Here is a 26,743-nt window from a genome sequence, read left to right on the forward strand (position 1 = left end):
ACTCGCCCCGGAGCCGTTCCACCTCCCCGAGCCTCATACCTGCCAGCATGCTCCTGGTCAGCCACGATCGGCAGAGCTAACGAAGCACTACTAGGGCCTTTCCTTCGGATCATCTCGCCGACCAGATGAAGATGGCGGCGAGGTGGAGTCCGGCGAGGTAGATGGTGGCGGTCTTGTCGTATCGGGTGGCCAGGCCGCGCCACTGCTTGAGCTTGTTGATGCAGCGTTCGACGGTGTTCCGCTGCTTGTAGGCGACACGGTCGAAGGCCGGCGGACGGCCGCCAAGCCGGCCGAGCCGTTTGCGATTGGCGGCCTGGTCGGCGGGCTGCGGGATCACCGCCCGGACCCCGCGCTGCCGCAGGTGATGGCGGATCGCCCGGGATGAGTAGGCCTTGTCGGCCAGGACCGCCTCCGGTCTGACCCGCGGACGGCCGACCCGCCGGGGCACCCTTAACCGAGCCATGACCTGCGTGAACGCCGGTGCGTCACCGGCCTGGCCGGGTGTGATGACGAAAGTGAGCGGCCGGCAGCGGCCGTCTGCGGCGAGGTGGATCTTCGTGGTCAGCCCTCCGCGGGACCGTCCGAGGGCATGGTCGGCCGGCTCGCCGGCCGGGGCCCCCTTTGACGGGCCCCGGCGGCGTGCTGATGAGCCCGCACGATCGTGGAGTCGACCGCGACCACCCAGCCGAGGTCGCCTTCGGCGTCGGCCTGCGCGAGCAAGGCGGTGAAGACCTTCTCCCAGGTGCCGTCGGCGGCCCACTTCCGCAGCCGGTTGTGGGCGCCCTTCCACGACCCGAAGTGCTCGGGCAGATCCATCCACGGAGTGCCGGTGCGGTATTTGTACGCGATCGCGTCGATCACCTGGCGGTGATCCCGCCACCGCCCACCCCGCTTCGGCGTCCGATCCGGCAGCAACGGCTCGATGCGTGCCCATTGGGCGTCAGTCAACGACACACATCAACCAACGATCCGATGATCTGAAGGAAACGGCCTAGAGGCGTCGGCCGCCTCCGGCAGACCTCGACCCACAGCCGCCCCGGGTCCGCAAGGGCCGTTTTCCGTCGGAATGCGCGGGGTCCCGGACCATGGCGTCCGGGACCCCGCGATTTTCGTGTGCGTGCCTCGGCGGCTATTCCGTCAGTGACTTCGCGAAAAGGCCGTAGAGCTTCTGGTACGCCGCGTCCTGTGTCGGGACGAGTACCAGTACGCGAATGGTCAGCCTTCCCTTGGCCGGGACGATGTGGACGCCCTCGGGAGGCGAACCGAGAACCACGTTTCCGTCCGAGCCGTCATTGACGATGAGCCCCCAGAAACTGGCCTCGAATTCCGGAGCAAGGACTGAGCCGTCCGGCAGCTGGCCGAAACCGGCATTCCAGTGCTTCACGTCGGTTTCCCCGGCGTACAGGGTGACGTCGTAGGAGTAGATGTACTTGTGGCTCTGCCAGTCCTGCCACGACGAGTTGAAGGTGTACTCGACCTTCAGGTTCTTGTCGGCCGCCGTGAAAGCGACGGTGTCCGGCTCGGATTCCTGGCCGCCGCGGACGGCCGTCGCCGTCACGCTGTGCTTCCCGTGCGGCCAGCCGCCTTCGCGGGCGAAACTCCACAGGTCGGCGGTCACCTTGACGGAGCCGAGCTGAGTGCCGCCCTCGGTGAGCGTCACCGTGTCGGCGTTGAACGCGACGCCGTCGACGGTGGCGGCGCTGTCCACCTCGCCGCCCTCCTTCGGCGACCTGATGTCCACCACGGGCGTCGGCAGGGTGACGTAGAAGCGCAGCGGCGCCTTGCCGGACTGCACGTCGTCGCGCACGGCGATGGCGGAGAGGTCGTGCTGGCCGAGCGGCCAGTCGGTGTCCGGGGCGTACTCCCACGTGCTGTCCTTGACCGGGCAGGTCCCCAGCAGCTTGGTCCCTTCGTACAGCAGGACCTGCTGCACGTCGGGGGCCGCGTTCCCCCGGACGGCCTGCCGGCGGTCCTGGGTCTGCGCGCTGGGCCGGGGGGCGGTGAACACCGGGAGCGGCACCGGCTTGTTGAAGGCGAGCGCGGACTGGGCCTGGTCGTTCCAGGTGCTCGTGGAACTCCCGGACAGCGGTAACCGGGTCAGGTCGGCGAACGAGGAGCGGGCGGGGACGGGCAACTGCGAGCCGCCCTGATTGGTCCGGGTGAAGAGGATGGTGTCCCGGTCGGTGTTGTTGACGACGCTGCTCACACCGTCGTCGCTCTGGTCGAAGCCGTAGTCGCTGAAGTTGTTCGCCGTGCCGTTGACCGGGATGACGAGGATTTTGGTGCGCGGCCCTCCCACGTTGTAGTTGATGTCGGCGAACAAGGAGAAGGCGTTCTCGGGGGCGGCTTCTTTCCCCCGGCCGGTGATGACGTACGGCTCGTCGGCGGACCGGCCATTGCCATTGACGGTCACTCGCGTCCCCATTCCGTCGTTGCTTCGGATGCACGCCAGGCTGCCTGCGGCATGTGGTGCCGTCAATTGCGGAAGAGGTGTTCGACTGCGTTCAGGCCACGCGGGGCGCGGCTGAATTACGGGTGAACGGTGAACGGCAGGGAAACGCGATGACGCCCATCGTGTCGCTGCTGCCGCACACGGCACCACCGGCACACGCGCACCCCGGCCACGTTCCGTCGGAGAACGGCGGACTCTCCCCCGTGTCCCTCCCCGTACCGCGGGGCACCCGGACCCCTGTGACGCGCGGCGGCCGCCCATCCGGTGCCGCCGGTCCGTAGAGCTTCTGCGACCAGGAGGTCACAGTGAGAACAGCGAGCACACCTCCGCGTTTCTGGGCGGTGGCGGCAGTCGGGGCGCTGTCCCTGGCCGCCGTCGCCGGCTGTGGTGGTACGGACGGCAAGGCCTCGGGCAAGTCCCCGGACGCCGGTGCCCCGGCCACGCAGGGCGGGGCGGCGGACGGCCCGCAGGCGGTACGGGCGGCGCACCAGAAGACCACGGGCGCCCGCACCGCCAAGATGACGCTCCTCACCAAGGTCCGCAGCGGCGGGACGAACGCCGAGGTCCGCGGGTCGGGTGTGGTGGACCTGGCCAAGGGCAGCAGCGATCTGGTGTTGCAGACGGGCAACCAGCAGGTGCACCAGCGCCTGGTGGACGGCATCCTCTACCAGCAGCCGCCCGCGGCCCAGCGCAAGCAGCTGCCGCAGGGCAAGTCGTGGCTGAAGGTGGACCTGAAGAAGCTGCTGGAGCGGTCCGGCGCGAGCACGCAGTACGAGGACCCGACGGCCTCCTTCAACTACACCAAGGGCATCAGCGACAAGGACGTCAAGAAGGTCGGCACCGAGACCGTCGACGGCACGTCCACCACGCACTACAAGGTGTCGGTGGACGTGGCGGAGCTGGCCAAGGACAACACCCGGCAGGCGAAGCGGCTCCGGGACCAGCTCGGCGACCGGCTGCCGCTCGACATCTGGCTGGACGGGCAGGGCCGGCTCCGCCAGGAGAAGGTCGAGGTCAAGCCCAGGACCGGCCGTCAGGGCGAGACGGGTGCGCGGACCACCGTCAGCACCACGATCAAGTTCGGCGACTTCGGTACGGACGTGAACGTCACCGCGCCGCCCGCCAAGGACACCGTGGACATCACGGACAAGGCGGTACGGCAGGCGCAGCAGGGTCAGCAGGGCACGGCGCGATCCTGAGATCCTGGAAGCGACGTCCGCCGAGGGCACCGGCTCGCGGGCCGGTGTCCTCGGCGGCTCAGTGGCGTGCCCCGCGCCGGCAGGCGGTTACGGCTCCACGGTGGTCGGCTTCTCGGCCCGCAGATCGCTGACGAAGCCGCCCTTGAGCACGCGCATCCAGTACGCGTGCGACCGGACCGCCGGGGGAATGCCGGGGTCACGCTCCAGCTTGCGGTCCATCGAGGTCGCGCCGGCCGGAGCGTCCCGCTGGAACGTGTAGGGGTGCCACAGGCCGATCTCGCTGCTGTAGAAGGGCTTGCGCTCCATCAGGAGAACCTGGTCCGGGCTGCCCTGCGGGGGCTCCCAGGTGACGCGGACGGTGGCCGCGTCGAGCCGGTCGACGGACGCCAGCGCCGGCGCCTTCGGGATCACCGAGGAGGGAGCGGGCCTGACGGCATCGCTGTGGATCGTCCGCGGCACGGACGGCTCGTAGTGTTCCGGGTGCTCCAGCTTGCCGGTGACGCGGAGCGTGGCGGGAGCCGGGCCCTGTCCGCCCGCGCACGCGTCGACCTGGGCGACCTTGTGCCAGCCGTCGGAGAACCGCACGAAGTCCTCCTTCTGGAGCGGCAGTTCGCGGGTGCTGCCGGCGACGACACCGCTCACGGAGTAGGTGTAGCGGGAATCGTCGGAGCGGACCACCTGGTAGCTGCACCGGTCCACGGCCGCGGCACGGGCGTCGATCGCCGCGCGGAGCGTCGGCGCGTCGGCGGCGGGGGTTGACGGAGCCGCGATGGCGACGGCCGCGCCCGAGGCGAGGGCGCCGAGACCCAGCGTGCACGAGGTCAGTATGGCGGCGATACGGCGGGGCATGCATCCTCCGGTGACGTACAACGGCCCATGGGAAGCCGGCGAGCGGATGGCGATCGGGAGCACGAACGGAACGGGACGCTACCGGCAAACAACGGTCAAGGAGAAGTCAAAGAGCGAACAGGTGGAGCGGGACTCGCCGGAATATCTGAAGAAGGTCAAGGCCCTGATGGAACAGGGCAAGTGAGGGCGGCCGGGCATCTGCCCAAGCAGACCCGCACCTGCGCGCCACTCGGCCACTCCAAGGGATGAGTCTGGATCTGCACCTCGGCGGGCAGATCCTCACCACCCGCTGTCCAAGGATGGAGCTTGGTCGATGCAGGACACCATGGAAGAGGCCGACTACGAGGCCCCCGAACTCGCCGAAGTCGGCGATTTCGCCGCATTGACGCTCGGGTCCATCGGCCCTCGGCAGGACTCGCTCGCAGGGACCTTCGGCATCGGTCTCCGGTAACGCCGTCAGCTCCGGAAGGCCCGCTTCCGGCGCACGCTCATTGCGGCACTTCCTCGCAAGCAGCCCGACCACCGGAGGGCTGCCCCTCCTGAAGGTCTCGCGTGGGCCCGGTCACGTCGTGACCTGGATCACGGCTGACCTCTACGGGCGCCTGACGCCTGACGCCGGAGCGAGAAGACGAGGTCGGTGAGGGACGGGGTGCCGGCAGAGACTAAAGTCGTCCGTGCTGATGCATGGGTTCGTGCCGGCTCGGTGCTGAGTCGGTGCCCGAGGAAGGACAGGCGATGCAGGTCGGAGCGGTGCTGTGAGATTTCTGCACACCTCCGACTGGCACCTCGGCCGCTCCTTCCACCGGGTGAACCTGCTCGGCGCCCAGCGCGCCTTCCTTGATCACCTCATTGCGACGGTCCGCACGGAGCGGGTCGACGCGGTGCTCGTCGCGGGCGACGTCTACGACCGGGCCGTACCGCCGCTCGCCGCCGTGGAACTCTTCGACGACGCGCTGCACCGCCTCGCCGCCCTGGGTGTGCCCACCGTCATGATCTCCGGCAACCACGACTCCGCCCGCCGGCTCGGTGTCGGCTCCGGGCTGATGCGGCAGGCCGGCATCCACCTGCGGACCGACCCGGCGGCCTGCGACACGCCGGTCGTGCTGCGCGACGAGCACGGCGAGGTCGCCCTGTACGGCCTGCCGTACCTGGAACCGGCCCTGGTCAAGGAGGAGTTCGGCGCCCGGCGGGCCGACCACGCACAGGTGCTGGGCGCGGCCATGGACCGGGTGCGCGCGGACCTGGCCGCCCGCCCGGCGGGCACCCGGTCGGTGGTGCTCGCGCACGCCTTCGTCACCGGCGGCGCGCCCAGCGACAGTGAGCGCGACATCACGGTCGGCGGTGTCGAGTCCGTCCCCGCGTCGGTCTTCGACGGCGTCGACTACGCGGCCCTCGGGCACCTGCACGGCTGCCAGACGATCACCGACCGGGTCCGCTACTCCGGCTCGCCGCTCGCCTACTCCTTCTCCGAGGAGCGGCACCGCAAGTCCATGTGGCTCATCGACCTGGACGCCGCGGGCACGGTACGGGCCGAGCGCCTGGACTGCCCGGTGCCCCGGCCGCTGGCCCGTATCCGCGGCAAGCTGGCCGACCTCCTGGAGGACCCGGCGCTGGCCGGGCACGAGGAGGCCTGGGTGGAGGCGACGCTGACCGACACCGCCCGCCCGCACGAGCCGATGGCCCGGCTCGCCGGACGGTTCCCGCACATCCTCAGCCTCGCCTTCGAACCGGAGGAGGCCGCCGCCCGCTCGTCCGCCTCGTACGCGCAGCGGCTGCGCGGGCGCAGCGACCAGGAGATCGCCGAGGATTTCGTCGAGCACGTACGGCCCGGCCGCGCCGTGGACGCCGCGGAGCGGGCCGTGCTGCGCTCCGCGCTCGACGAGGTGCGGGCCGACGACGTGTTGCGGGAGGTGGCACGGTGAGACTGCACCGGCTCACGGTCACGGCCTTCGGGCCGTTCGGCCGGACCCAGACCATCGACTTCGACCGGCTCTCGCGGGCCGGTCTGTTCCTGCTCCACGGGCCGACCGGCGCGGGCAAGACCTCCGTCCTGGACGCCGTCTGCTTCGCGCTGTACGGGTCCGTACCGGGCACCCGGCAGAGCGGCCAGGCGCTGCGCAGCGATCTCGCCGACCCGCTGACACCCACCGAGGTGGTGCTCGAACTGACCGTGGGCGGGCGGCGGTTGGAGATCACCCGGCTGCCGGAGCAGCTCCGTCCGAAGAAGCGGGGGACCGGCACGACCCGGGAGAAGGCGCAGAGCCGGCTGCGCGAGTACGTGACCGGCGGCGACGGCGCGGACGGACGCGGGCACTGGAAGGCGCTGAGCCGGTCCCACCAGGAGATCGGCGAGGAGATCGGCCAGCTCCTCGGCATGAGCAAGGAGCAGTTCTGCCAGGTCGTCCTGTTGCCGCAGGGGGACTTCGCCCGCTTTCTGCGCGCCGACGCCGAGGCCCGCGCCCGGCTGCTCGGGCGGCTCTTCGACACCCGCCGGTTCGCCGCCCTCGAAGAACAGCTCACCACCCGCCGCAAGGCCGCCGCCGACCGGGTCACCGCCGGTGACGACCGGCTGCTGGCCCTCGCCCACCGCATGGACCAGGCGGCGGGGGAGTCGGCCGACCTCGGTGATCCCGTGGTCCCCGCGCCGGGCCGCACCCCCGAGGCGGCTGCCGGGTCCGGCCGCCGTGGCGGTACGGGCCGGGCGGCGCAGCGTTCCGGCGCGAGCACGGCGCGTGGAGCGGCCACTGCCACCGCGACCGCGGTCGTACCGGGGCAGTACGGGCGGGCGGCCGGCGCGCCGGCGGCCGAGGCGCCGGGCCCCGGAGAGCCGGGCTTCGCCGAGGCCGTACTGATACGGGCAGCCGTGGCGCGTTCCAACGCGCGGGAGCGGTACGAGATCGCCCGGCTCGCCGTACGCTCTGCCGAACATGCGGAGGCCGCGGCCCGCGCGCGGGCGGACGAGGAGCGCGAGCGGGACCGTCTCCAGCGCCGGTACGCCGAGGCCCGGCGGCGCGCTGCCGAACTGGCGGCACAGACCGGCGAACGCGACCGCGCCCGGGAGCGGCTGGCCCGCGCCCGCGCGGCCTCCGAGGTCGCCCCGGCGCTGGCCCTGCGCGACGCCGCCTGGCGCGAGCACGAGACGGCGCAGGAGGCCGAGCGGCGCGGCCGGTCCCAGCTGCCGCCGGACCTCGCCGGCGCGGACGCCGAACGGCTCGCCGCCCTCGAACGCGAACTGCGGCAGGACCTCGGCTCGCTGGCCGCGGCCCGCCGGGCGGAAGGCCGGGCCGTCGAAATCCAGCGGGAACGCGCCGGCATCGACCGCGAAGCGCGCGCCGACGAGCAGACGCTGCTGGACGCCGCCGCCTGGCTCGCGGACTGGGAGCCGACGCACCAGGAACACCAGCGGCGCATCGAGGCCGCGCAGGAGGCCGCCGCCCGGGCCGAACAGCTCCACGCGCAGCTCGACCCGGCCCGGCAGCGCCTGGACGCCGCGCGGCTGCGCGACCGGCTCGCGGACGAGGTGCGGGCCGCCGACGAGGAGGTGCTGCGTACCCGGGAGCTTTCGGCGGCGGCCCACGAGCACTGGCTCGACCTCAAGGACCGCCGTCTGCGCGGCATCGCCGCCGAACTGGCCGCCGGCCTGGCGGACGGTGCCGCGTGCGCGGTGTGCGGGTCCACGGAGCACCCCGCCCCGGCCCGCACCACAGCCGGACACGTGGACCGTGCGGCCGAGGAAGCGGCGCTGGACGCCTACCGGCAGGCCGAGTCCGTGCGTCAGGAAGCGGAGCGCGTCCGCCAGTCCCGCAAGGAGGAGCTGGCCGCCGCGACCGCTACGGCCGGGGACGCCGCCGTCGCCGAACTCGCCCGCGCGGCCGACGAGTTGCACGAGGCCTATGCGCGTGAGCGGGCTGCGGGCGCCGGTCTGCACGCCGCCCGGGAGGCACTGTCCCGTGCCGAGCGGGAGTACGAGCGGCGCCGGGACGGACAGCAGGAGGCCGAGCGCCGAGCCGCCGCACGCACCTCCCACCGTGAGGCGCTGGACCGCGAACTCGCCGCGATCGAAGCGGAGTTGGCGGAGGCGCGTGATGGTTGTGCCAGCGTCGCCGAGCGGGCTCGGCGACTGGAGCGGCAGGTCGCGCTGCTGGCCGAAGCGGCGACCGCGGCCCGTACCGCCGAATCCTGTGCCGAACGGCTCAAGGAGGCCGACGCCCAGCTGTCCGACGCCGCCTACCGTGCCGGGTTCGACACCCCGCAGGCCGCGTCCGCCGCGTTGCTGAGTGACGCCGACTGGCGCGCCCTGCAACAGCGCCTGGACCGCTACCAGGCCGAATCGGCCGCCGTGCAAGCCGAGTTGGCCGACCCGGAGGCGGTCGCGGCAGCAAAACTCCCGCCCGCCGAGCCGGACCGGGCCCGCGCCGAGCTGGACGCGGCCGGCCGCAGGCTGCGCACCGCGAGCGCCGTCTGCGCCGCCGCCGAGGAACGCTGCGCCGAACTGGACCGGCTCGGCGCGCAGGCTCACACCGACGCCCGCCGGCTGGCCCCGCTGCGCATCGAGTACGAGCGCATCGCCCGCCTCGCCGCGCTCGCCGCCGGTACCTCGGCGGAGAACGAACGGCGGATGCGCCTGGAGTCGTACGTCCTCGCCGCCCGGCTCGAACAGGTCGCGGCAGCGGCCAGCGCGCGCCTGCACCGGATGTCCTCCGGCCGCTACACGCTCGTGCACTCCGACGAACGGGCCGGCGGCGCCCGCCGCTCCGGCCTGGGGCTGCACGTCATCGACGCCTGGACCGGCCACGAGCGGGACACCGCCAGCCTCTCCGGCGGCGAGACGTTCTTCGCGTCGCTGGCGCTGGCACTCGGGCTCGCCGACGTCGTCACCGACGAGGCGGGCGGCACCCGCCTGGACACCCTCTTCATCGACGAGGGCTTCGGCAGCCTGGACGAACAGACACTGGACGAGGTGCTGGACGTACTGGACTCGCTGCGCGAGCGGGACCGCAGCGTCGGCATCGTCAGCCACGTCGCGGACCTCCGGCAGCGCATCCCGGCCCAGCTGGAGGTCGTCAAGGACCGGGCCGGGTCGTCCGTGCGCCACCGGGTGCAGGACTGACGCGGTGGCGTGGGCCTCTCAGGGGCTGATCGGGCGCCGGGGGAGCGGTGAGGAGTACACGACGCTGGTCGTCACCGACCCCAGCGCCCCCACCCGGCCCGACACCTCTTCCAGGTGCTTCATCGAACGGGCGGCGACCTTCAGGACGAAGCAGTCGTCGCCCGTGACGTGGTGCGCCTCCAGGATCTCGGGCGTGGAGTCCAGCAGGTCGTGGAACGGCTTGTAGTTGCCGTTCGGGTAGCGCAGCCGGACGAACGCCAGCACCCCCAGCCCGATGGCCGCCGGTTCGATCACCGCCGCGTACCCGGATATCACCCCGGCCTCCTCCAGGCGCCGGACGCGCTCGGTGACCGCGCTCGCGGACATGTTCACGGCGCGGGCCAGCTCGGCGTAGCCCGCGCGGCCGTTGCGCTGCAGGACGTCGAGGATGCGCCAGTCGGTGGCGTCGGGGGAATAATCGGTCATGGGAGGTGTGTAGCAGTGGAATCCCCGGCCGATCAAGGGTTCTGCCGCTGATCATCGCTTCTCGGCGCCGTGCCGTGCTCCGTAGATTCATCGGCATGACAGCACAGGTCCTCCCCGCTCCCCGGCCCGCCGTCTCCCCGGTCCTCCGGACACCGCCGGCCGCTCCCGCCGAGGCCGCCGCCTACTTCGCGGCCCGGCTCGCCTTCCACACCGACGCCGCCGACGTGCACGCCGCCTTCACCGGGGGCGGCGATCCCGGTTTCGTCCTCGTCGACGTCCGCAGCACCGAATCCTGGGAACAGGGACACATTCCGGAGGCGCGGCACCTGGCGACGGCGGACATCCCGCACCGCGCCGCCGAGCTCCTGGACCCGGCCGTCCCCGTCGTCGTCCACTGCTGGGGCCCCGGCTGCGACGGCGCCACCCGTGCCGCGGCGGCCCTGGCGGAGCGGGGCTATCAGGTCAAGGAAATGCTCGGCGGGATCGAGTACTGGATACGTGAGGGGCATGCGGTGCAGACCGCGCAGGGACGGCGACAGGGCGCGCCCGACCCGCTCACCGCACCCGTGGGCGAGGCGGACTGCGGCTGCTGAAACGGGCCCGCGAGCTCGGCGGCCGGATACCCGGTCAACCCCGGACCGGTGGGAAACCGGTCGCGCGCGGAATGGATCACGGGTGAAGTCGGCAACCCGGAAGGGGGGTTCCGGCGCCGAAGCGGTGTGCGGGTCCCGTTCCCGCTGGCATGGTGCCGGATGTGAACAACGAACGCGAAGTCGTCCGGTATTACCGGCAGCCCGGGTCACGGATCGGTTATCGCCTTTTCCTGCACGGCACCAAGCATTTCGGCTACTACCGCGCACACGACTCCCCGTGGAACTGGCCGAAGGCGCTGCGGCGCATGGAGGACGCCCTGGGGGAGCGGCTGGCGCAGCCGTCGGGCGCGCGGGTGCTGGACGCCGGGTGCGGTGTGGGTGATGTGGCAGCCCGCCTGGCAGGCCGTTTCGGTCTGCGCGTCCACGGTGTGGACCTGGTCACCGCGCACGTCGCGGAGGCCGGCCGCCGGGCCCGCCGCCGCGGCCTCGATCACCTGCTCACCTTTTCACACGGGAATTACGCGGTACTGGATTTCCCCGACGAGAGCTTCGACGCCGTCTACACGATGGAGACCCTGGTGCACGCCGCGGAGGCCGAGGCCGCGCTGCGGGAGTTCCACCGCGTACTGAAACCGGGCGGCCGGCTCGTCATGTTCGAGTACGCCAGGGAAGTGCCGACCCGGATGCCCGGGCCGGCGGCCGACATCTTCCGGCAGCTGAACGACTGGGCCGCGATGCCGTCGTTCCAGCGCTTCGTCTACGGCACGCTGGAACGCCTGACCGCGGAGACCGGATTCTCCGTGCTGCGGGTCGAGGACATTTCCCGCAGCATGTGGCCGATGCTCCGGTGCTTCGCGGTCATCGGGGGGCTGCCCTACGCCGCGTTCCGGGCGGCGGGACTGCGGCGGCACGCCGTGAATTCCATGTCCGCCGTCGAATTCTGGCGGCACCGCGCATTCTGGCGGTACGAAATCCATACCGCCGAGAAGTGATCCGGGGGCCCGGGCCTCGCGCCCAGGACCTGCCCTCCAGGACCGGGGGCAGGCCCTGGAGGAGGCATCAGGCCCCCGCGAAGACGTACTCCCGCAGCCCGTACCGGTCACCGGACCGCACGAACCCGGCCCGCTCCAGCACCCGCTGCGACGGCACGTTCACCGGCTCGGTCACCGCCCGCACCGTACGGACCTCGGGCCGGCCGGACGCCCAGTCGGCGAGCAGGCGCGTCGCCTCGGTGGCCCAGCCCGCGCCGCGCGCCGCGGGGCAGAGCGCGTAGCCGATCTCGACCGCGCCCTCGCCGTCCGGCGGGCCGTGGAAGCAGATGGAGCCCACGGCCGTACCGTCGTCGGCCCGGACGATCGTGAACAGGCCCCAGCCGGGGCGGTGCGCGGCCCCCGCGACGGTCCCGGCGCAGGCGGCGGTGGACTCCGGTGGCCGGCCGCCCGCCCACACCGGCCCGCCGGGGCGGTCGTCGCGGCCGTCGCCGGCCGCCAGCCGCGCCGCCGCGGTCGGCAGGACGGGACGCAGCACCACCCGGCCCGCCGCCAGGGCGAGCGGGTAGCCCGCGCCGGCCGTGGCCAGCGCCTCGATCAGGGTGCCGGTGTCCGCGCCCGCGGGCAGCCCGCTGACCTGCCCGTCGCCCACCTCGACCACCCGCCACACCCCGTCCGCGCGCAGCGCCAGGTCGGTGGTGATGAACCGGCAGCCCAGTTTCCGCAGCGCCGCCCGTACGACGGGGGCGACCTCCGACAGATCAGGCACCGGGCACCGCTCCGGCGTGTCCGGATGCGCGCCGACCAGCACCGGCTCGCCGTCCACCCACCACACCCGCGCCTCGCCCGCCGTCCCGTACGACTCGAACGCGCGCAGCACCACCCCGCCGGTCAGGAACTCCTCCTGAAGCGCCACGAAGCGGCCGACCACCGAGGCCAGGCGCGCGGCGTCGGACGCGTCCGGAACGTAGGCCGCCTCCTCCCACTCGTGCTTGCGGGACTTCACCCAGTCCTTGACCATGACGGGCCCGCCGCCCAGCGGACCGGCCAGCCGGGCCAGCTCCGCCGCGCCGGGCGGCTCGCCCGGCGCGCACGGCAGCCATCGGCTGTACGGGGTGAGGTGGGCGAACAGTGCGTACCAGCCCGGGAGTTCATGGGCGGCGCGGTAGCTCTGCGGCGCGGTCAGCAGCCGGCAGCCGCGCTCGTCGAGGGCCGCGGCGAGCGCGGCGTACCGTCCGGCCGGCAGCATCCAGCCGCGGTACCACGCCGGCCCGGCCCCGCGCGGCACCCGCGCCACCGCCCGTGCCGCGTCCCCGGCGACCAGCGCCTCATGGTCGACGACCGCACTGGGCGCGCCGATGGCCCGTACCGCACCGGCTTCCCGGCCGAACTCCGGATCGGTGCGGCCGGGCCGGAGCGGATCGCCGGAGAAGAGGAACACGCCGCCACCGCCTCAGATGCGCGACAGCTCGGCCAGCAGGTCGTCCAGCCCCAGCGAGCCCTGCGACAGGGCGGCCATGTGCCACGCCTTGAGGTCGAAGTCCGCGCCGTGCCGCTGCCGGGCCGCCTCCCGGCCCTTGAGCCACGTACGCTCGCCCAGCTTGTAGCCGATGGCCTGGCCCGGCATGCCCTGGTAGCGGACGATCTCGCTCTCCACGAAGTCCGCGGAACGGCTGGAGTGCCGGCCGAAGAACTCCTGCGCCAGCTCCGGCGTCCACCGCTCGCCCGGGTGGAACGGCGAGTCCGCCGGAATGGTCAGCTCCAGGTGCATACCGATGTCGATGACGACGCGGACCGCGCGCATCATCTGCGCGTCCAGATAACCGAGCCGGCGCTCGGCGCTGGTCAGGAAGCCCAGCTCGTCCATCAGCCGCTCGGCGTACAGGGCCCAGCCCTCGGCGTTGGCGCTGACCATGCCCACCGCCGTCTGGTAGCGCGAGAGGTCCTCGGCCACGTGCGCCCACTGCGCCAGCTGGAGGTGGTGGCCCGGCACACCCTCGTGGTACCAGGTCGAGACCAGGTCGTACGTCGGGAAGCGGGTCTGGCCCATCGTCGGCAGCCACGTCCGGCCGGGGCGGGAGAAGTCCAGCGACGGGCTGGTGTAGTACGGCGCGGCGGCACCGCCGGGCGGGGCGATCCGCGACTCCACCCGCTTGACCCGCTCCGCCAGGTCGAAGTGCGTACCGTCCAGGGCCTCGATGGCCTCGTCCATCAGCGCCTGGAGCCACCGGCGGGTCTCCTCGACGCCCACCACGGCCTCGCCGTTCTCGTCCAGCCAGGACAGCGCCTCCCACGGGGACTTCGTCCCGGGCAGCACCTTCCCGGCCTCCTCGACCATCTCGGCGTGCAGCCGGTGGAACTCCGACCAGCCGTAGTCGTACGCCTCGTCCAGGTCCAGGTCGGTGCCGTTGAAGTGGCGGGCGAGGAGGGCGTAGCGCTCCCGGCCCACCACGTCCGGCGCGCCCTCGATCGCGGGCGCGTACCGGCCGCGGAACCAGTCGCGCAGCTCCACCAGCGCGCCGGTCGCCACCGACGCCGCCGTGTGCAGCTCGGCGCGCAGCGCTTCGGGGCCGGGCTCGGTCAGGTCGGCGAACCAGCTGCGGTCGGTGCCGATCCAGGTGTCCAACTGGCCGATGACCGTGGCGACCTGGCGCGGACCGGCGGGCAGGTTCCGCTTCAGGCCCGCCTCCAGCGCGGCGCGGTAGCCCTCCAGCGCGGCGGGCACGGCCCGCAGTCGCTGGGCGAGCGCCGCCCAGTCGTCGTCCGTGTCGACCGGCGTGATCGTCAGGACCTCGCGCACCGCGTGCAGCGGTGAGTGCAGGTTGCTGACCGTGCGCAGCCCCTCACCCGCCTCGTGGACCGCCAACTCTGCGGTCAGCCGCTCGCGCAGCAGCCGGGCGCAGCGCCGCTCGCGCTCGCTGTCCGCGCCCGGCCGCCGCTCGGCCTCGGCGAGCCGGTCCAGCGTCGTACGGGCGAGCTGCGCCACCGCTTCCTGGCCGGTGGGCGAGAAGTCGGGCAGCCGGCTCGAACTCTCCGGGACGCCGAGGAAGGTGCCGGTGATGGGGTCCAGCTCGACCAGGGCGTCGACATAGGTGTCGGCGACCTGGCGGGGGAGCGGGGCGCTGTCGGAAGCAGTGGTGTGGGACATGCGGCCCATCCTCGTACGGAAGCCCCCGGTACGTCATCAGCAGCGCGCCGCACGCAGGCCCCCGGGGTGCCGCGTCCGCGCAGGGCGAACGGGGAACGCGCCCGCCGGCCCGCTCCACCGGAAGAGAGAAGACGGCCTCCGGGCCGCCTTCATTGGTCCGGGCCAAACCCTTGCTCCGGCCGGAGCGGACGCCCCAAGCTCGCAGAATGGACCTGGAATTGCGGCATTTGAAGACGATCCGGACGATAGCCGACGCGGGCAGCCTCACCAAGGCCGCCGCCCGGCTGGGCCTGGCCCAGCCCGCCCTGAGCGCCCAGCTGAAACGGATCGAGCGCACCCTCGGCGGCAAGCTCTTCGAACGCGGGCGCTTCGGGGTACGGCCCACGGCGCTGGGCGAGTTCGTGCTCGACCGGGCGCGCGTGGTGCTGCCCGCGATCAGCGAGCTCCAGCAGGAAGCCGTACGGTTCGGCAGCGCCGGCAGCAGGATGACCGGCTTCCGGCTCGGCGGCACCCACGGCCCGCTGCTGGGCGGGCTGGTGGACCGGCTCGCAACCGCCCACCCGGGCGTGCCGGTGACCACCTTCACCACCTGGTCCGAACGCGAGATCGCCGCGTCGGTCGCCGCCGGACGCCTGGACTTCGCGCTGATCGGCGCCTGCGGCGAGGCCCCGGCACCCGAGCCGGAACGGCTCAGCTGGCGGGAGATCGCGGTGGACCCGGTCTTCGTCATGCTCGCCGACAGCCACCCGCTGGCCGGCCGGCGCGAGATCGGCCTGGCCGAACTGGCCGCCGAGGCCTGGGCGGACGTACCGGGCGACGGCTGCTTCGCGGACTGCTTCACCCTCGCCTGCGCCCGCGCCGGTTTCACCCCGGCCCGGGTGTACGAGACGGACACCGCGTCGTGCATCCACCTCGTCCAGGTAGGACGCGCCGTGGGGCTGTGCCGCGCGACCCTGCCGCCCACTCCCGGCATGGTGACCAGACCGCTGGCCGGTACGCCGCTGACCTGGCGCCACCTGGTGGGCTGGCACCCGGGGACCCCTGCCGCGAACTCCGCGCCCGAGGTCGTCGCCCAGGCCCGCGCCGCCCACGCCGACGCCGCCGCACGCAGCGAGAGCTACACGCGGTGGCTCGCCGCCCACCGCGTGGCGGCCGATCCCGGACCACCGGGGGCGGCCCACCCCGGCCCATCGGGGGCCGCCGACGGCCCGCCTCCGGAGCACGCCCGTCCGCAGGCGTCCGGCCATCCGGCAGACGGACCGCCGTCATCGGAAGTCACCGACTGCCCAGGGTTCCTTCGCGGTATCCATAACATCCCGCAGAAGGACAACTGACATCTTCTGCGGGCCGTCGCACGGCTCCTACGGTTTCGGCACCTCCACCCCCCGAGACCGAGGAGACCTCCCCGATGCGCCACAGACACGCCCGAGCCAGCGCGTGTGCCGTCATCGCCGCCGTCGGCGCGCTCGTCCTGACCGCGCTGCCAGGTTCCGCGGCAGCCCAGATACGGGCCGACTCGACGACACCGCAGGCCCCCCACCGGTCGGCCGCCGAGACCCTGTCCGTCGGTGCCACCTCCGACGCCGTGTACCGGGCGATGCAGCGTGACCTCGGCCTGAGCCGGGAGCAGGCCGAACGCCGGCTGACCAACGAGGCGGCAGCGGGCGCCGTCGCCGGACACCTGAAGAACGCGCTGGGAACATCGTTCGCCGGTGCCTGGGTCAGCGGCACCGAATCCGGCACGCTCACCGTGGCCACCACCGACACCGCGCTCCTGGCGGCCGTCCGGGCGGCCGGCGCCCGCGCCGTCCACGTGCCGCACTCGCTCGTCCGGCTCGACGCCGCCAAGTCCCGGCTGGACCGCGCGGCGCAGCACCGCGCGGCCCCGGAGGCGTCCTCGTGGGCCGTGGACGTCCGGACCAACACGGTACGGCTGCGGGCCGCCGACCCCGCGGCGGCCCGGGCCTTCGTCGCCGCCAGCGGCGCCGACCGCTCCCTGGTCAGCGTGGGCGCGACCGCCGAACGCCCGCGCCCGCTCTACGACATCCGCGGCGGTGACGCGTACTACATGGGCGGCGGCCGCTGCTCCGTGGGCTTCGCGATCACCCGCGGCAGCCAGCAGGGCTTCGCCACCGCGGGCCACTGCGGACGCGCCGGCACCTCCACCACCGGCTACAACCAGGTGGCCCAGGGCAGCTTCCAGGCGTCCACCTTCCCCGGCCGGGACACCGCCTGGGTCGCCACCAACAGCAACTGGACCGCGACGCCGTACGTCAAGGGCCAGGGCGGCCAGAACGTCCGGGTGGCCGGCTCGACCCAGGCGGCGGTCGGCGCCTCGATCTGCCGTTCCGGCTCCACCACCGGCTGGCACTGCGGCACCATCCAGCAGCACAACACCAGCGTCACCTACCCGCAGGGCACCGTCAGCGGGGTGACCCGGACCTCGGTGTGCGCCGAGCCGGGCGACTCCGGCGGCTCCTTCATCTCCGGCAGCCAGGCGCAGGGCGTCACCTCCGGCGGCTCCGGCAACTGCCGCTCCGGCGGCACCACCTTCTACCAGCCCATCAACCCGCTGCTCCAGGGCTACGGCCTCACCCTGAAGACCGGCACCAGCGGCTCCGAGGACCCCGGCCCCGGCCAGCCGGGCGGGACCACCTGGGCCGCCGGGACCGTCTACGAGGCGGGCGCCCAGGTGACGTACGACGGCCTCACCTACCGCTGCCTCCAGAGCCACCAGGCCCAGCCCGGCTGGGAGCCGGCGAACGCGCCGTCCCTCTGGGAGCAGGCCTGAGGACGACGGCCTTGAGGGCCACCGAGGACCACTGAGGTACGGCACCGATCCGCACCGGTCTCCGTACCGCCCGGGGCCGGCTGGTACGAGCGCTCGCGTACCGGCCGGCCCCACTTCTGCGTCCGCGCCGGTATCGCGCGCGGCCCTTGCCGTCACGTCGCGCGCGGGCCGGCGTCCGGCGCGGTCCGGGCCGTCCGCGGCCGTACGGGCAGCCCGGCCGGACGGGCGGTGATCACCAGCGTGCCCTCCTCGATCTGGTAGTCCAGCGGCAGCCCCAGGCCGCGCATCGCCGCCACCATCCCGGTGTTGGACGCCCGGGTGACCGCGTACACGCTCGTGCAGCCGGCGTCCGCGGCCATGGCGACCAGCCGGCGCAGCAGTTCCGCGCCGATGCCGCGCCGCTGCCAGGCGTCCTCGACCAGTAGCGCCACCTCGGTCTCCTCGCCGTCCCACAGCAGGTGTCCGAGCGCGACCAGCCGCCCGGACGCGGTCTCGACCGCCAGCGTGCGGCCGAAGCGGGGGCTGAGCAGGTGGTTCAGGTAGCGCTCGGCGTCGGCGACCGGGCCGTGGTAGCGCATCTCCAGCGTCCGCGCCGAGCAGCGGCCGTGCATCTCACGGGCCGCCGCCAGGTCGGAGGCGTCCGCGCGGCGCACCGTGATGGGGTTGCCCTCGGGCAGCGTCAGCACGTCGCGGCGCGGCGGCACCCGCTGGCCGAGCCGGGTGTCCAGCTCGACGAGCGCCCGCACCCGCGCGAACTCGGTGGGCGTGAAGGGAAGGTGCGGGCGTTCGATGGTGACGGAGCCCCCGGACGGGTCGCGGAACCTCATGGTGTGCTCTTCGAGGATGCCCTCGTCCGGCACCGGTTCGGCGAGCCGCTGCCCGTTCCGGGACCGCGCGGGCACCGAACGGATGGTGCAGCGCCCCAGCAACTGGCGTAGCACGAGCGGAAGTTCCGCGGAGTCCAGGGCCGTACGGGTGGCCAGGCCCAGCATCCGGGTGGGGGCGTCCACCAGGTCGTGCGCGTCCGCCCGCTCCAGCCAGGTGTGCGCGCCGCCCGCGGCGGCGGCCGTGCGGGTCAGTTCGGCGGCGGGCAGGGCGGCGGGGGCGCGCAGCAGGAACTCGTCCACCGTCCCGTCCGACAGCGGATGGGTTTGCAGGCTCAGGATGTCCACGCCGTGCCCGGCCAGCGCCGTGCACAGTGCGGCCAGGGTGCCCGGCTCGTCCCGGACGGTCGTGCGCATCCGCCACAGCTCCGTCTCCTGCCGCTCCTCGTGGGGAACGGCGGGGGCCACCGGTGCTGCGGCGCCGGTATCGGTCGGCGGCGGCGCGTGCTCGTGGCGGCGTGACCACCACGTGTGGAACCCGGCCGTGGCGACCAGCACCACCGCGGAGCAGCACAGCAGCGCCGGGCCGGACGGGCCGTGCGCGATGGCGTTGGCGAGGGCGTCCGCCACCGCCACGGCGGTGAACAGGGCCGCCAGCTCGACCAGCTCCCGCCGCCAGTGGTGGCGGCGGGAGCTCCTGGCAGATGTCGTGTCGGTCATACGGCCAGCCTCACCGACCGGTGTTGCCTGATCGCGAACGCTCTGTGACCGATGGGTAAAGGCGGCATTCGAGGTGAAAAGCGAAGGTTGCGCCGGGCGTCCAGCCGGGCGCTCTCCCGGGCGTTCACCGGGGCGCTCTCCCGGGCGCGGCGCGCCCTACCTGCCCGGCTGCCCCACCCGTCCCGGTTGCAGCACCCGGCTGAACAGTACCCGACCGTCGTCCTGCCGCAGCCGTACCGTCAGTTCGCCGCCGTCCCCGTCGATGTCCACCTCGCCGAAGTACTGCGGGCTCTCGGCGGGGGAGACGTTCGCCCGCCGCGGCGCCTTGACGAAGGGCTGCGCGGGCCCGAACGTACCGTCCAGCGGCACGGCCGGGAAGCCGCCCGCGTTGAGCGGCCCCGACACGAACTCCCAGAAGGGCGCGAAGTCCTGGAACGCCGCGCGCGACGGGTCGTAGTGCTGGGCGGAGGTGTAGTGCACGTCAGTGGTGAGCCACACCGTGCCGGTGACGCGCCGGTGCTTGATGAACCGCAGCAGTTCCGCGATCTGGAGTTCCCGGCCCAGCGGCGCGCCCGGATCGCCCTGCGCCACCGCCTCGAAGTCCGTCTTGCCGTCCGCGACCACGAGGCCCAGCGGCAGGTCGGCGGCGATCACCTTCCACACCGCGCGGGACCGCGCCAGCGACCGCTTCAGCCATGCCAGCTGCTCGGCGCCGAGGATGCCCTGCCGGTCGTCGGGCTGCCGGTTGGGGGAGTTGGCGTTCCGGTACGTCCGCATGTCCAGCACGAACACGTCCAGCAGCGGCCCGTGGTGCAGCACCCGGTAGACCCGCCCGCCCCGGTCCGGGCGGAGCGAACGGATGGGGAAGTACTCGCGGAACGCCCGCAGCGAACGCGCCGCGAGCACGTCCACGTCCTTCTCCGTGTACCGGTCGTCGTCGAGGATCTGGCCCGGGTACCAGTTGTTGCGCACCTCGTGGTCGTCCCACTGGATCACGGTGGGCACCTGCGCGTTGAAGCGGCGCAGGTTGGCGTCCAGCAGGTTGTAGCGGAAGGCGCCGCGGTACTCCGCCAGCGTCTCGGCGACCTTGGACTTCTCCTCGGTGGTCACATTGCGCCAGATCCGGCCGTCGGGCAGTCGCACACTGGCCTCGATCGGACTGTCGGCATAGATGTTGTCACCGCTGCACAGGAAGAAGTCCGGGTCGCGACGGCGCATCTCCTCGTAGATCCGGTAGCCGCCGCGGTCCGGGTTGATGCCCCAGCCCTGCCCGGCGAGATCGCCCGACCAGGTGAAGCGCACGCCGTCCCGGCGCCGGTCCGAGGCGGTGCGGAAGGTACCGGTGACCGGCTCGCCCGTCCGCCGGTAATCGTGCGGGTCGGCGAGCAGCACCCGGTAGTGGATCTGCTCACCGGACGGCAGCCCGTGCAGCGCGGTGGTGCCCGTGAAGTCCGTACCGGGGCCGAGCAGCGGGCCGTGCCAGGTACGGGCGCCCCGGAACGATTCGGTCGCCGCGGTCTGCACGATCATCCGCGCCGGCCGGTCGGACCGCACCCACACCAGCCCGGACGAGGCCGTCACGTCCCCGGCCTGCACGCCCCACGGGGCGCCCGGCCGCCCGGACCGCACCAGCGCGGGCGCGCCCGCGCCCCGGGACGCGGCGCTCGCTCCCGTGGCGTTCGCGACGGCGGGGAGGGCGAGCGCCGCGGTACCGGCCGCCGCCCCGTGCAGCACCGACCGCCGGCCGACGGCTCTGCCGGGTCCCTGCGCCATGTGAAACCTCCGTGACTACGCCCGATCTTGCTGTTGTCCCGTTCGTACCGGAGCGCGGTGCCGCGCGGCCGAACGGGTGGTGAACTCCAGGGGTGCCCGGAGTGGTCGGCCTCGCCGGGCCGCTCCGGACAAGGGTCAGCGGGGCACCTGATGCGTCATCGGTGAACAGTACGGTGCGGTCTGCCGCCAAGGTTGGTGGGAAACCGGTCGCTTCGCGCGACGTTCCGGTCCCATGGTCGCAGCGGGCTCTGAACGGCGGTCCGGGCGGAACTCCGGGCTCGGCCCTTCGCCGCCGCCCTCCTGCGCAGTGTGCCGCACACCACGTCCGCAAGCGCTCCTTTCCGATCGTTTCCGCTGGACAACGACCGGTCCGCCCGCTGGGATGAAAGCGTGCAGACCGACTCCGTGACCGATGCCTTCCAGGAACACCGCCCGGTACTGATGGGCGTGGCCTACCGCATGCTCGGCCGGGTGGCCGATGCCGAGGACGTGGTCCAGGAGGCGTGGCTGCGCTGGTCGTCCGCGGACCGCGAGCAGGTCCGCGAGCCGCGCGCCTACCTGGTGCGCGTGACGACCCGGCTGGCCATCGACCGGCTGCGGCAGGCCCAGGCGCGCCGCGAGGCGTACGTGGGGCCCTGGCTGCCCGAGCCGCTGGCCACCGACTTCGCCGACGCCGCCCCGGACTCCGCCGACCGCGCCGTCCTCACCGAATCCGTCACCCTCGCCGTGCTGGTGGTCCTGGAGTCGCTCTCCCCTCTGGAGCGCGCGGTGTTCGTGCTGCGCGAGGCGTTCGGCTACCCGTACGCGGAGATCGCCACGATCCTGGAGCGCGGCGAGGCGGCGGTACGCCAACTCGCGGGCCGCGCGCGGCGCCACGTCGAGGAGCGCCGGCCGCGCTTCGAGGTCGATCCGGCCCAGCAGCGCGACCTGACCGAGCGTTTCCTCGCGGCGGCTGCGGGCGAGGACCTGGACGGGCTGCTGAACCTGCTGGCCGACGACGTACGACTGGTCGGCGACAGCGGCGGCAAGGCCAAGGCGCCGCTGCGGGTCATCGAGACCGCCGACAAGGTCGGCCGTTTCGTGGTGGGCGCGTCCCGGGGCGGCATCCCGTCGGCCGAGTTCGTCTTCATGGAGCTCAACGGCGGTGTGGCACTCGTGGTGCTGTCTGCCGGCCGGCCCGACTCGGTCTTCCAGCTCGACGTGGTGGACGGCCGGATCCAGACCGTCTACATCATCCGTAACCCGGACAAGCTGGCGTCGCTCGGCGTTCAGGCCTGACCGGCTGCGGAGGTACGGGCGGGCCGCCGTCCGGCGTCGGCCGACAGCGGCTCGTCCTGGAGCCTCCGTACCGCTGCCCGCAGCCCGAGCCGCGGACTCGACAGCACGACCCCGTACGCGCCCCCGCTCTCCGTTTCCCGTTCCACCCGTTCCGCGGCCGGTGCCATCGACGCCTGCGCGAGGATGATGGCGCTCGCCCGCCCGCCGTCGTGCCCGCCGTCCGGGAACACCGCACGCTGCGCGTCGCGGACAGCCGCGGCGACCGCCGTCAGGTGCCCTTCCGCGTCGCCCGCTTGGAAGAGGTCCCAGGCGCCGGGCACCAGCCGGGTGGTGACGGTGATCTGCCGGCCGGCCCGGGCGGCCTCCTCGGCGACCAGGTCCGCGGTCGGCCGCAGGGTGCTCTCCACCGTGGCGAGCACGATGACGCGCGGCCCCGCCGCGACGGCCGCCGCGGCCATCGGCCGGTCCACACGCAGAACGGGCAGGCCGAGGCCCGCCCCGGCCGCCTCGGCGACCGCGCCGATGGACGAACACGTGCACAGGACCGCTGTCGCCCCGTCCGCGGCAGCCGTGGCGAGCACGTCCCGTACCGCCGCCCCGACCGCCTCCGGACCCTCGGCCCGCGCCCGGTCCAGCAGGTCGGGGCGTACGACATGGCGGAGGCCCAGCCCCGGAGCGTCCTCGTCACGCAGCGCTTCGAAGACCGGGACGTGCACGGGCGAGGTGTGCAGCAGCGTGAGCATGATCGCGAGCGTAACCGCCCGTCGCTGCCGGGCACCGGCCCGGGAACGGATCGGCCCATTGGTCTTGACCAAGGGTGGAAGCGGCCATATCGTCACAGGGATACTGCAACAACCTTTAATAAAGAAGCGCTCATATCCGGGCGCGCACGCGGGCTCGGGACGGGCCCGCCGCCGACGGGGACCAGCCCCGTCGGGAAGACGGCCACGGCGGAGGACAGGGTGGGGACCACGCAGCTCGAAACGGCTCCGGAGCCGAAGTACTGGCACCTCAAGACCGTGCTCAGCGAGGCGCTCGACTCGGAGTTCTCGGTCGGCGAGATCCTGCCCAACGAGCGGGAGCTGGCGGCGCGGTTCGGCGTCGCGCGGGCCACGCTCCGGCAGGCGCTGGAGCAACTGGAACTGGAAGGCCGCCTGCAGCGCCGCCGCGGTGTCGGCACGACCGTCGCGCCCCCGCGCGTGGGCGTGGCCGTCGACCCGGCCCACCACACCTGGCCCGGCGGACCCGGCGACGACTGGCAGCCCGTCGACGCCGTCGAGACGCCGAAGGTCCCGGCGGCCGTGGCGCGTCTGCTGGAGCTGACGCCCGGCGAGCGGGTGCACACCGTGCACCGCAGCCGGGTCACGCACGGTCAGCCGGTGGCGGCCGAGCAGCTGTACGTGCCCGTCCGTTCCGTGCCGGGCGCCGCCGCAGGTGCGGCCGTGGACGCCCCGGCCCGCGCCCGCGCCGTGCTCCGCGAGCTCCAGCAGCTCGAACTGCAAGGCCAGGACCGGGCGGTGGAGCTGGGCTCGGCCCGTGCGGACGACGCCAAGGAACTGGACCGGTTGCCCGGCGCCCCCGTCCTCGTCGTCACCACCCGCTACTTCGCGGACGGCCGCACCGCGGCCGTCGCCGTGTCCACGTACCGCGCCGACACCTGCCGGCTCACCTTCGGCGACAACGAGAGCGAGGCGGGGGTCACGGTCCTGGCCGGCTAGGGACGGGCTGCGGTCAGGGGCCGCAGGCGGCGGGCTGCGCTCAGGGGCCGCAGGCGGGGGCGCACCGTGCGGAAATGGCGTCGCCGTCCGGCGGTGCCGTCCGCGAGAATCGGCGCATGCTGAAGATCGGTTCGGTCGTGTTGGGCGCTTCGGACGTGCGGCGGGCCGCCGCCTTCTGGATGGACGCCCTCAGGTACGTCCCGCGTGACGAGATCGAGGACGACTGGGTGGTGCTGAGGCCCGCGGAAGGCCCTGGCGTGCAGGTCGCGATCGGGCTGAGCGGGACGCCGGTCCAGGCACATCCGCGCGTCCACCTGGACCTGTACGCCGGTGACGCGGCCGACCAGGCCGCCGAGGTCGAACGGCTGGTCTCCCTGGGCGCCCGGCGGGTCGACTGGGACCGCTACCCGGCCGACCCCGATTTCGTGGTGCTCGCCGACCCCGAGGGCAACCGCTTCTGCGTCATCGACACGAGCCACGGCTGAGCCGGGGCCGTGCCGCCTGCTGCCGCTGCCCGGCCCGTACGCGGTTCAACCGGCCGACGACGGGGGCGGAACCGGCTCCGGAGGCGGCGTCAGGAATGCCTCGACCATCGGTACGACGAGGTCGGCGCGCCGCGGCAGGTTGTGGTGGGTCGTGCCCGGGAGCACGCCGAGCTGTGAGCCGGGGATCAGACCGTGCATCTCGACGGCGTGCTCCAGCCGGACGAAATCGGTGTCCCCGACCAGCAGGAGGACCGGCGCCGCCAGGCCGGCCAGGGTCTCGGCGGACCAGCCCTCGAAGCGGCGCACCGTCGGCCGCAGCTTCTCGGCGAACGCCTCGAAACGGTCCGGGTCGGGCGCGACCTCCACATACGCCTCGTACATCTCCTGGAAGTCGCGCTCGGTGGGCATCCGCGGGGAGCCGGGCCGTGCGTACGGGTCGAGGATCTCGGGGTGGTAGCCCTCGGGCCGGTAGTGCGTGGAGGCGAGCACCAGGCGGTGCACGCGCGCGGGCCGGGTGACCGCCAGCTGGAGGGCGGTCAGGCCGCCGAGGCTGAAGCCGAAGAGGTCCGCCCGGCCGATTCCGAGGTGGTCCAGCAGGCCCACCACGTCGTCGGCCAGGTAGCGGAGCGCCGGCTCGCGGTCGATGTCACCGGTGTGTCCGTGCCCTTGCAGTTCGAGGGCGACGACCTGCCGCGTGGCCGCGAGCGCGGGCAGTATGCCGCCGAAGGTCAGATCGATGGTGAGCAGCCCGCCGTGCAGCAGCACCAGCGGCTGTCCCGTGCCGTGGACCTCGTAGTACAGATTCAGTCCGTTGATCCGCGCGTATCCCGCGGACGACGGGTACGTGGACGAACCCTCTCCCTCGCTCAACGCTCTCTCCCCGGCTCGCAGCGCATCTGACCGGCCCCGCAGCGCCTGCTCGGCGCGGCCCGGGGCAACTGCTCAGCACATTAGCCGGGGGGTGTGACAACGCCCCGTGTCGCGCCGTGCGCAGGAGGAGGATGTCGCGGGGGAGTGCGTGGGCGGGGCTGTCCGTCACTTCAGCGCCGGGCCGTGACCGTGCCCTCCACCGCGAACAGCTCGCCCTCGACGTGGTCCAGCGCCAGCCGCAGGGCCCCCGTGGCCACCGCCGCCTCGCCGAGTACGGACAGGGCCACCTGGGGCGGGCGCAGGCAGTAGCGGGCCAGCTCGGCGCGCAGGGGTTTCAGTACGTCGTCCAGGCCGGCGGCCCAGCCGCCGACCACCACCAGCTCCGGGTCGAGGGCGAGCACCAGTGCCGCGACGTCGTGCACCAGGCGTTGGAGGAAACGGTCCATCGCGTCCCGGGCCCGGGCGTCACCGTCGCGCGCGAGCGCGAACACCCGTGCGACCTGCGCTTCGTCCAGCGGGTGCAGCGGCTGCCCGGTCGTGGACAGCAGTTTCTCGGGGGTGGCCTCCCGCCCCAGCAGGTGCAGGGCGCCGATCTCCCCGGCGGCGCCGCCGAAGCCACGGTGCAGCCGTCCGCCGATCAGGGCACCGGCGCCGGGGCTCAGACCCGCGAGGACGAACACGATGTCGTCCGAGCCGGCCGCCGCGCCCTTCCAGTGCTCGGCGACCGCGGCGGCATTGGCGTCGTTCTCCACGAGAACGGGGCACCGGAACGAGCGGCGCAGCCGGTCGCCGAGCGGCAGCCCGGTCCAGTCCGGGAGCGCCGTCCCCAGCCGTACGGTGCCGTCCGCCTCCACGATGCCGGGGCTGCCCACTCCGACCGCCCGCAGCGAACTCCGGGCCACGCCCGCCCGCCGCAGCAGCTCGGCCACCGCGGCCCGTACCTTCTCCAGCCGCTCGTCCGCGGGCGCGGTCTCCTCGACCGTGCGCTGCGCCGAGCCGAGGACCCGCCCGCCGAGGTCGGACAGCAGCGCGGCCACCCGGTGCGGGCCGATCTCGACGCCCAGGAGGTGCCCGGCCTCCGTACGGAAGCGGAAGCGACGGGCCGGGCGGCCCTGACGGCGGGCCACGCCCTCGTCGGCGGGCGCCTCGACCACCAGGCCGGTCCCGATCAGGCCCTCGACGACACCCTCGACGGTGGGCCGGGACAGGCCGGTCACCTCCACGAGGTGGGTGAGCGTCGGGGAGTCGGCGGCGCGCAGCGCGTGCAGCACCACCGCGGAGTTGATCCGTCGCAGCAGGGAGGGGTCCCCGCCGGTTAGCCGCCCCAACGTCCGTCTCCCTCGCATTGCGTGTGTGGCGGATCGTAGCCGGTCAGCCGGTGTGCGGCGAGTCCCGGGCGGCCGGCGGGGCACGGCCGGGGGCCGCGCGGTGGCCGGGGCCGGCACCGCGTCCGCCGCCCGCCCGCCCCGGCGGGCAGCC

At 73.5% G+C, this 26,743-nt stretch carries 22 protein-coding genes and 1 pseudogene; 12 read left to right on the forward strand and 11 right to left on the reverse strand.

Features of this window, described 5'->3' with window-relative positions; translation table 11 throughout:
* Positions 1-109 precede the first annotated feature (109 nt).
* Positions 110-954 (reverse strand): IS5 family transposase gene (locus ACH4FX_RS38625; protein ID WP_398486175.1). Its coding sequence is split into 2 segments (ribosomal slippage): positions 110-624 and positions 624-954, totalling 846 coding nucleotides; the frame shifts between segments, so codons are not numbered across the junction.
* A 175-nt stretch (positions 955-1,129) separates the two neighbouring features.
* Positions 1,130-2,425: a hypothetical protein gene (locus ACH4FX_RS38630; protein ID WP_398486176.1), complete on the reverse strand. Its 1,296-nt coding sequence runs from the start codon at positions 2,423-2,425 to the stop codon at positions 1,130-1,132.
* Between the two features lie 332 nt (positions 2,426-2,757).
* Between ACH4FX_RS38630 and ACH4FX_RS38635 the strand changes: the two genes are divergently transcribed.
* A complete protein-coding gene (locus tag ACH4FX_RS38635; protein WP_398486177.1) occupies positions 2,758-3,651 on the forward strand; it encodes a hypothetical protein in 894 nt (297 codons plus the stop codon).
* A gap of 87 nt (positions 3,652-3,738) precedes the next feature.
* Here ACH4FX_RS38635 and ACH4FX_RS38640 read toward each other — a convergent pair whose 3' ends face one another.
* Complete coding sequence (locus ACH4FX_RS38640) at positions 3,739-4,500, reverse strand: hypothetical protein (protein WP_398486178.1); 762 nt, start codon at positions 4,498-4,500, stop codon at positions 3,739-3,741.
* On the opposite strand from ACH4FX_RS38640, the gene ACH4FX_RS38645 reads away from it, so the two are divergent.
* The 4 genes from ACH4FX_RS38645 to ACH4FX_RS38660 all read left to right on the forward strand — a co-directional run bounded on the left by ACH4FX_RS38645 (position 4,499) and on the right by ACH4FX_RS38660 (position 9,610).
* The gene (locus tag ACH4FX_RS38645; protein WP_398486179.1) at positions 4,499-4,684 is read left to right on the forward strand and encodes a hypothetical protein; all 186 of its coding nucleotides are present in this window, start codon (positions 4,499-4,501) and stop codon (positions 4,682-4,684) included. The two genes, ACH4FX_RS38640 and ACH4FX_RS38645, sit on opposite strands and share 2 nt — an antisense overlap.
* Positions 4,685-4,813: 129 nt before the next feature.
* Positions 4,814-4,951, forward strand: coding sequence for a lasso RiPP family leader peptide-containing protein (locus tag ACH4FX_RS38650; RefSeq protein ID WP_398486180.1), 138 nt, complete (start codon positions 4,814-4,816; stop codon positions 4,949-4,951).
* A 304-nt stretch (positions 4,952-5,255) separates the two neighbouring features.
* Positions 5,256-6,422, forward strand: a complete 1,167-nt coding sequence (locus ACH4FX_RS38655) for an exonuclease SbcCD subunit D (RefSeq protein WP_398486181.1) — start codon at positions 5,256-5,258, stop codon at positions 6,420-6,422.
* Complete coding sequence (locus tag ACH4FX_RS38660; RefSeq protein ID WP_398486182.1) at positions 6,419-9,610, forward strand: AAA family ATPase; 3,192 nt, start codon at positions 6,419-6,421, stop codon at positions 9,608-9,610. The genes ACH4FX_RS38655 and ACH4FX_RS38660 overlap by 4 nt, the downstream gene beginning before the upstream one ends.
* 18 nt (positions 9,611-9,628) lie before the next feature.
* On the opposite strand, the gene ACH4FX_RS38665 is transcribed toward ACH4FX_RS38660, so the two are convergent.
* On the reverse strand, positions 9,629-10,075 hold the full coding sequence (locus ACH4FX_RS38665) for an Lrp/AsnC family transcriptional regulator (protein WP_398486183.1): 447 nt from the start codon (positions 10,073-10,075) through the stop codon (positions 9,629-9,631).
* 95 nt (positions 10,076-10,170) lie between these two features.
* On the opposite strand from ACH4FX_RS38665, the gene ACH4FX_RS38670 reads away from it, so the two are divergent.
* Together ACH4FX_RS38670 and ACH4FX_RS38675 are read left to right on the forward strand one after the other, a co-directional pair.
* Entirely contained in the window at positions 10,171-10,668 is a 498-nt protein-coding gene (locus ACH4FX_RS38670) for a rhodanese-like domain-containing protein (RefSeq protein WP_398486184.1), read from the forward strand.
* A 161-nt stretch (positions 10,669-10,829) separates the two neighbouring features.
* The gene (locus ACH4FX_RS38675; RefSeq protein ID WP_398486185.1) at positions 10,830-11,660 is read left to right on the forward strand and encodes a class I SAM-dependent methyltransferase; all 831 of its coding nucleotides are present in this window, start codon (positions 10,830-10,832) and stop codon (positions 11,658-11,660) included.
* A gap of 67 nt (positions 11,661-11,727) precedes the next feature.
* Here ACH4FX_RS38675 and ACH4FX_RS38680 read toward each other — a convergent pair whose 3' ends face one another.
* A complete protein-coding gene (locus ACH4FX_RS38680) occupies positions 11,728-13,098 on the reverse strand; it encodes a GNAT family N-acetyltransferase (protein ID WP_398486186.1) in 1,371 nt (456 codons plus the stop codon).
* Between the two features lie 12 nt (positions 13,099-13,110).
* A complete protein-coding gene (locus ACH4FX_RS38685) occupies positions 13,111-14,805 on the reverse strand; it encodes a DUF885 domain-containing protein (RefSeq protein ID WP_398486187.1) in 1,695 nt (564 codons plus the stop codon).
* A gap of 206 nt (positions 14,806-15,011) precedes the next feature.
* Between ACH4FX_RS38685 and ACH4FX_RS38690 the strand changes: the two are divergent.
* Both ACH4FX_RS38690 and ACH4FX_RS38695 read left to right on the forward strand, forming a co-directional pair.
* A pseudogene (locus tag ACH4FX_RS38690) lies at positions 15,012-15,947 on the forward strand (LysR family transcriptional regulator); the annotation flags it as partial.
* A gap of 266 nt (positions 15,948-16,213) precedes the next feature.
* Positions 16,214-17,596, forward strand: a complete 1,383-nt coding sequence (locus ACH4FX_RS38695; RefSeq protein WP_398486188.1) for a carbohydrate-binding protein — start codon at positions 16,214-16,216, stop codon at positions 17,594-17,596.
* Positions 17,597-17,748: 152 nt separating this feature from the next.
* On the opposite strand, the gene ACH4FX_RS38700 is transcribed toward ACH4FX_RS38695, so the two are convergent.
* Positions 17,749-19,140, reverse strand: coding sequence for a GNAT family N-acetyltransferase (locus ACH4FX_RS38700; protein WP_398486189.1), 1,392 nt, complete (start codon positions 19,138-19,140; stop codon positions 17,749-17,751).
* A gap of 156 nt (positions 19,141-19,296) precedes the next feature.
* A complete protein-coding gene (locus ACH4FX_RS38705) occupies positions 19,297-20,913 on the reverse strand; it encodes an alkaline phosphatase D family protein (protein WP_398486190.1) in 1,617 nt (538 codons plus the stop codon).
* 390 nt (positions 20,914-21,303) lie between these two features.
* Between ACH4FX_RS38705 and ACH4FX_RS38710 the strand changes: the two genes are divergently transcribed.
* Positions 21,304-22,191, forward strand: coding sequence for an RNA polymerase sigma-70 factor (locus tag ACH4FX_RS38710; protein WP_398486191.1), 888 nt, complete (start codon positions 21,304-21,306; stop codon positions 22,189-22,191).
* Here ACH4FX_RS38710 and ACH4FX_RS38715 read toward each other — a convergent pair.
* Positions 22,182-22,934 (reverse strand): aspartate/glutamate racemase family protein, encoded by a 753-nt coding sequence (locus ACH4FX_RS38715; RefSeq protein ID WP_398486192.1) that lies wholly within the window; start codon positions 22,932-22,934, stop codon positions 22,182-22,184. The genes ACH4FX_RS38710 and ACH4FX_RS38715 overlap by 10 nt on opposite strands.
* A 219-nt stretch (positions 22,935-23,153) precedes the next feature.
* On the opposite strand from ACH4FX_RS38715, the gene ACH4FX_RS38720 reads away from it, so the two are divergent.
* Together ACH4FX_RS38720 and ACH4FX_RS38725 are read left to right on the forward strand one after the other, a co-directional pair.
* Positions 23,154-23,909 carry a GntR family transcriptional regulator gene (locus ACH4FX_RS38720; protein ID WP_398486193.1) on the forward strand — a complete coding sequence of 252 codons (756 nt, stop codon included), beginning with the start codon at positions 23,154-23,156 and terminating at the stop codon, positions 23,907-23,909.
* Between the two features lie 116 nt (positions 23,910-24,025).
* A complete protein-coding gene (locus ACH4FX_RS38725; protein ID WP_398486194.1) occupies positions 24,026-24,394 on the forward strand; it encodes a VOC family protein in 369 nt (122 codons plus the stop codon).
* A gap of 45 nt (positions 24,395-24,439) precedes the next feature.
* Here the strand turns inward: ACH4FX_RS38725 and ACH4FX_RS38730 are convergent, their stop codons facing one another.
* Entirely contained in the window at positions 24,440-25,264 is an 825-nt protein-coding gene (locus ACH4FX_RS38730) for an alpha/beta fold hydrolase (RefSeq protein ID WP_398486195.1), read from the reverse strand.
* A gap of 170 nt (positions 25,265-25,434) precedes the next feature.
* A complete protein-coding gene (locus ACH4FX_RS38735) occupies positions 25,435-26,592 on the reverse strand; it encodes an ROK family protein (protein ID WP_398486196.1) in 1,158 nt (385 codons plus the stop codon).
* Between the last annotated feature and the right edge of the window lie 151 nt (positions 26,593-26,743).

Source organism: Streptomyces sp. NPDC018019 (genome assembly GCF_044327805.1).
Lineage (GTDB): Bacteria > Actinomycetota > Actinomycetes > Streptomycetales > Streptomycetaceae > Streptomyces.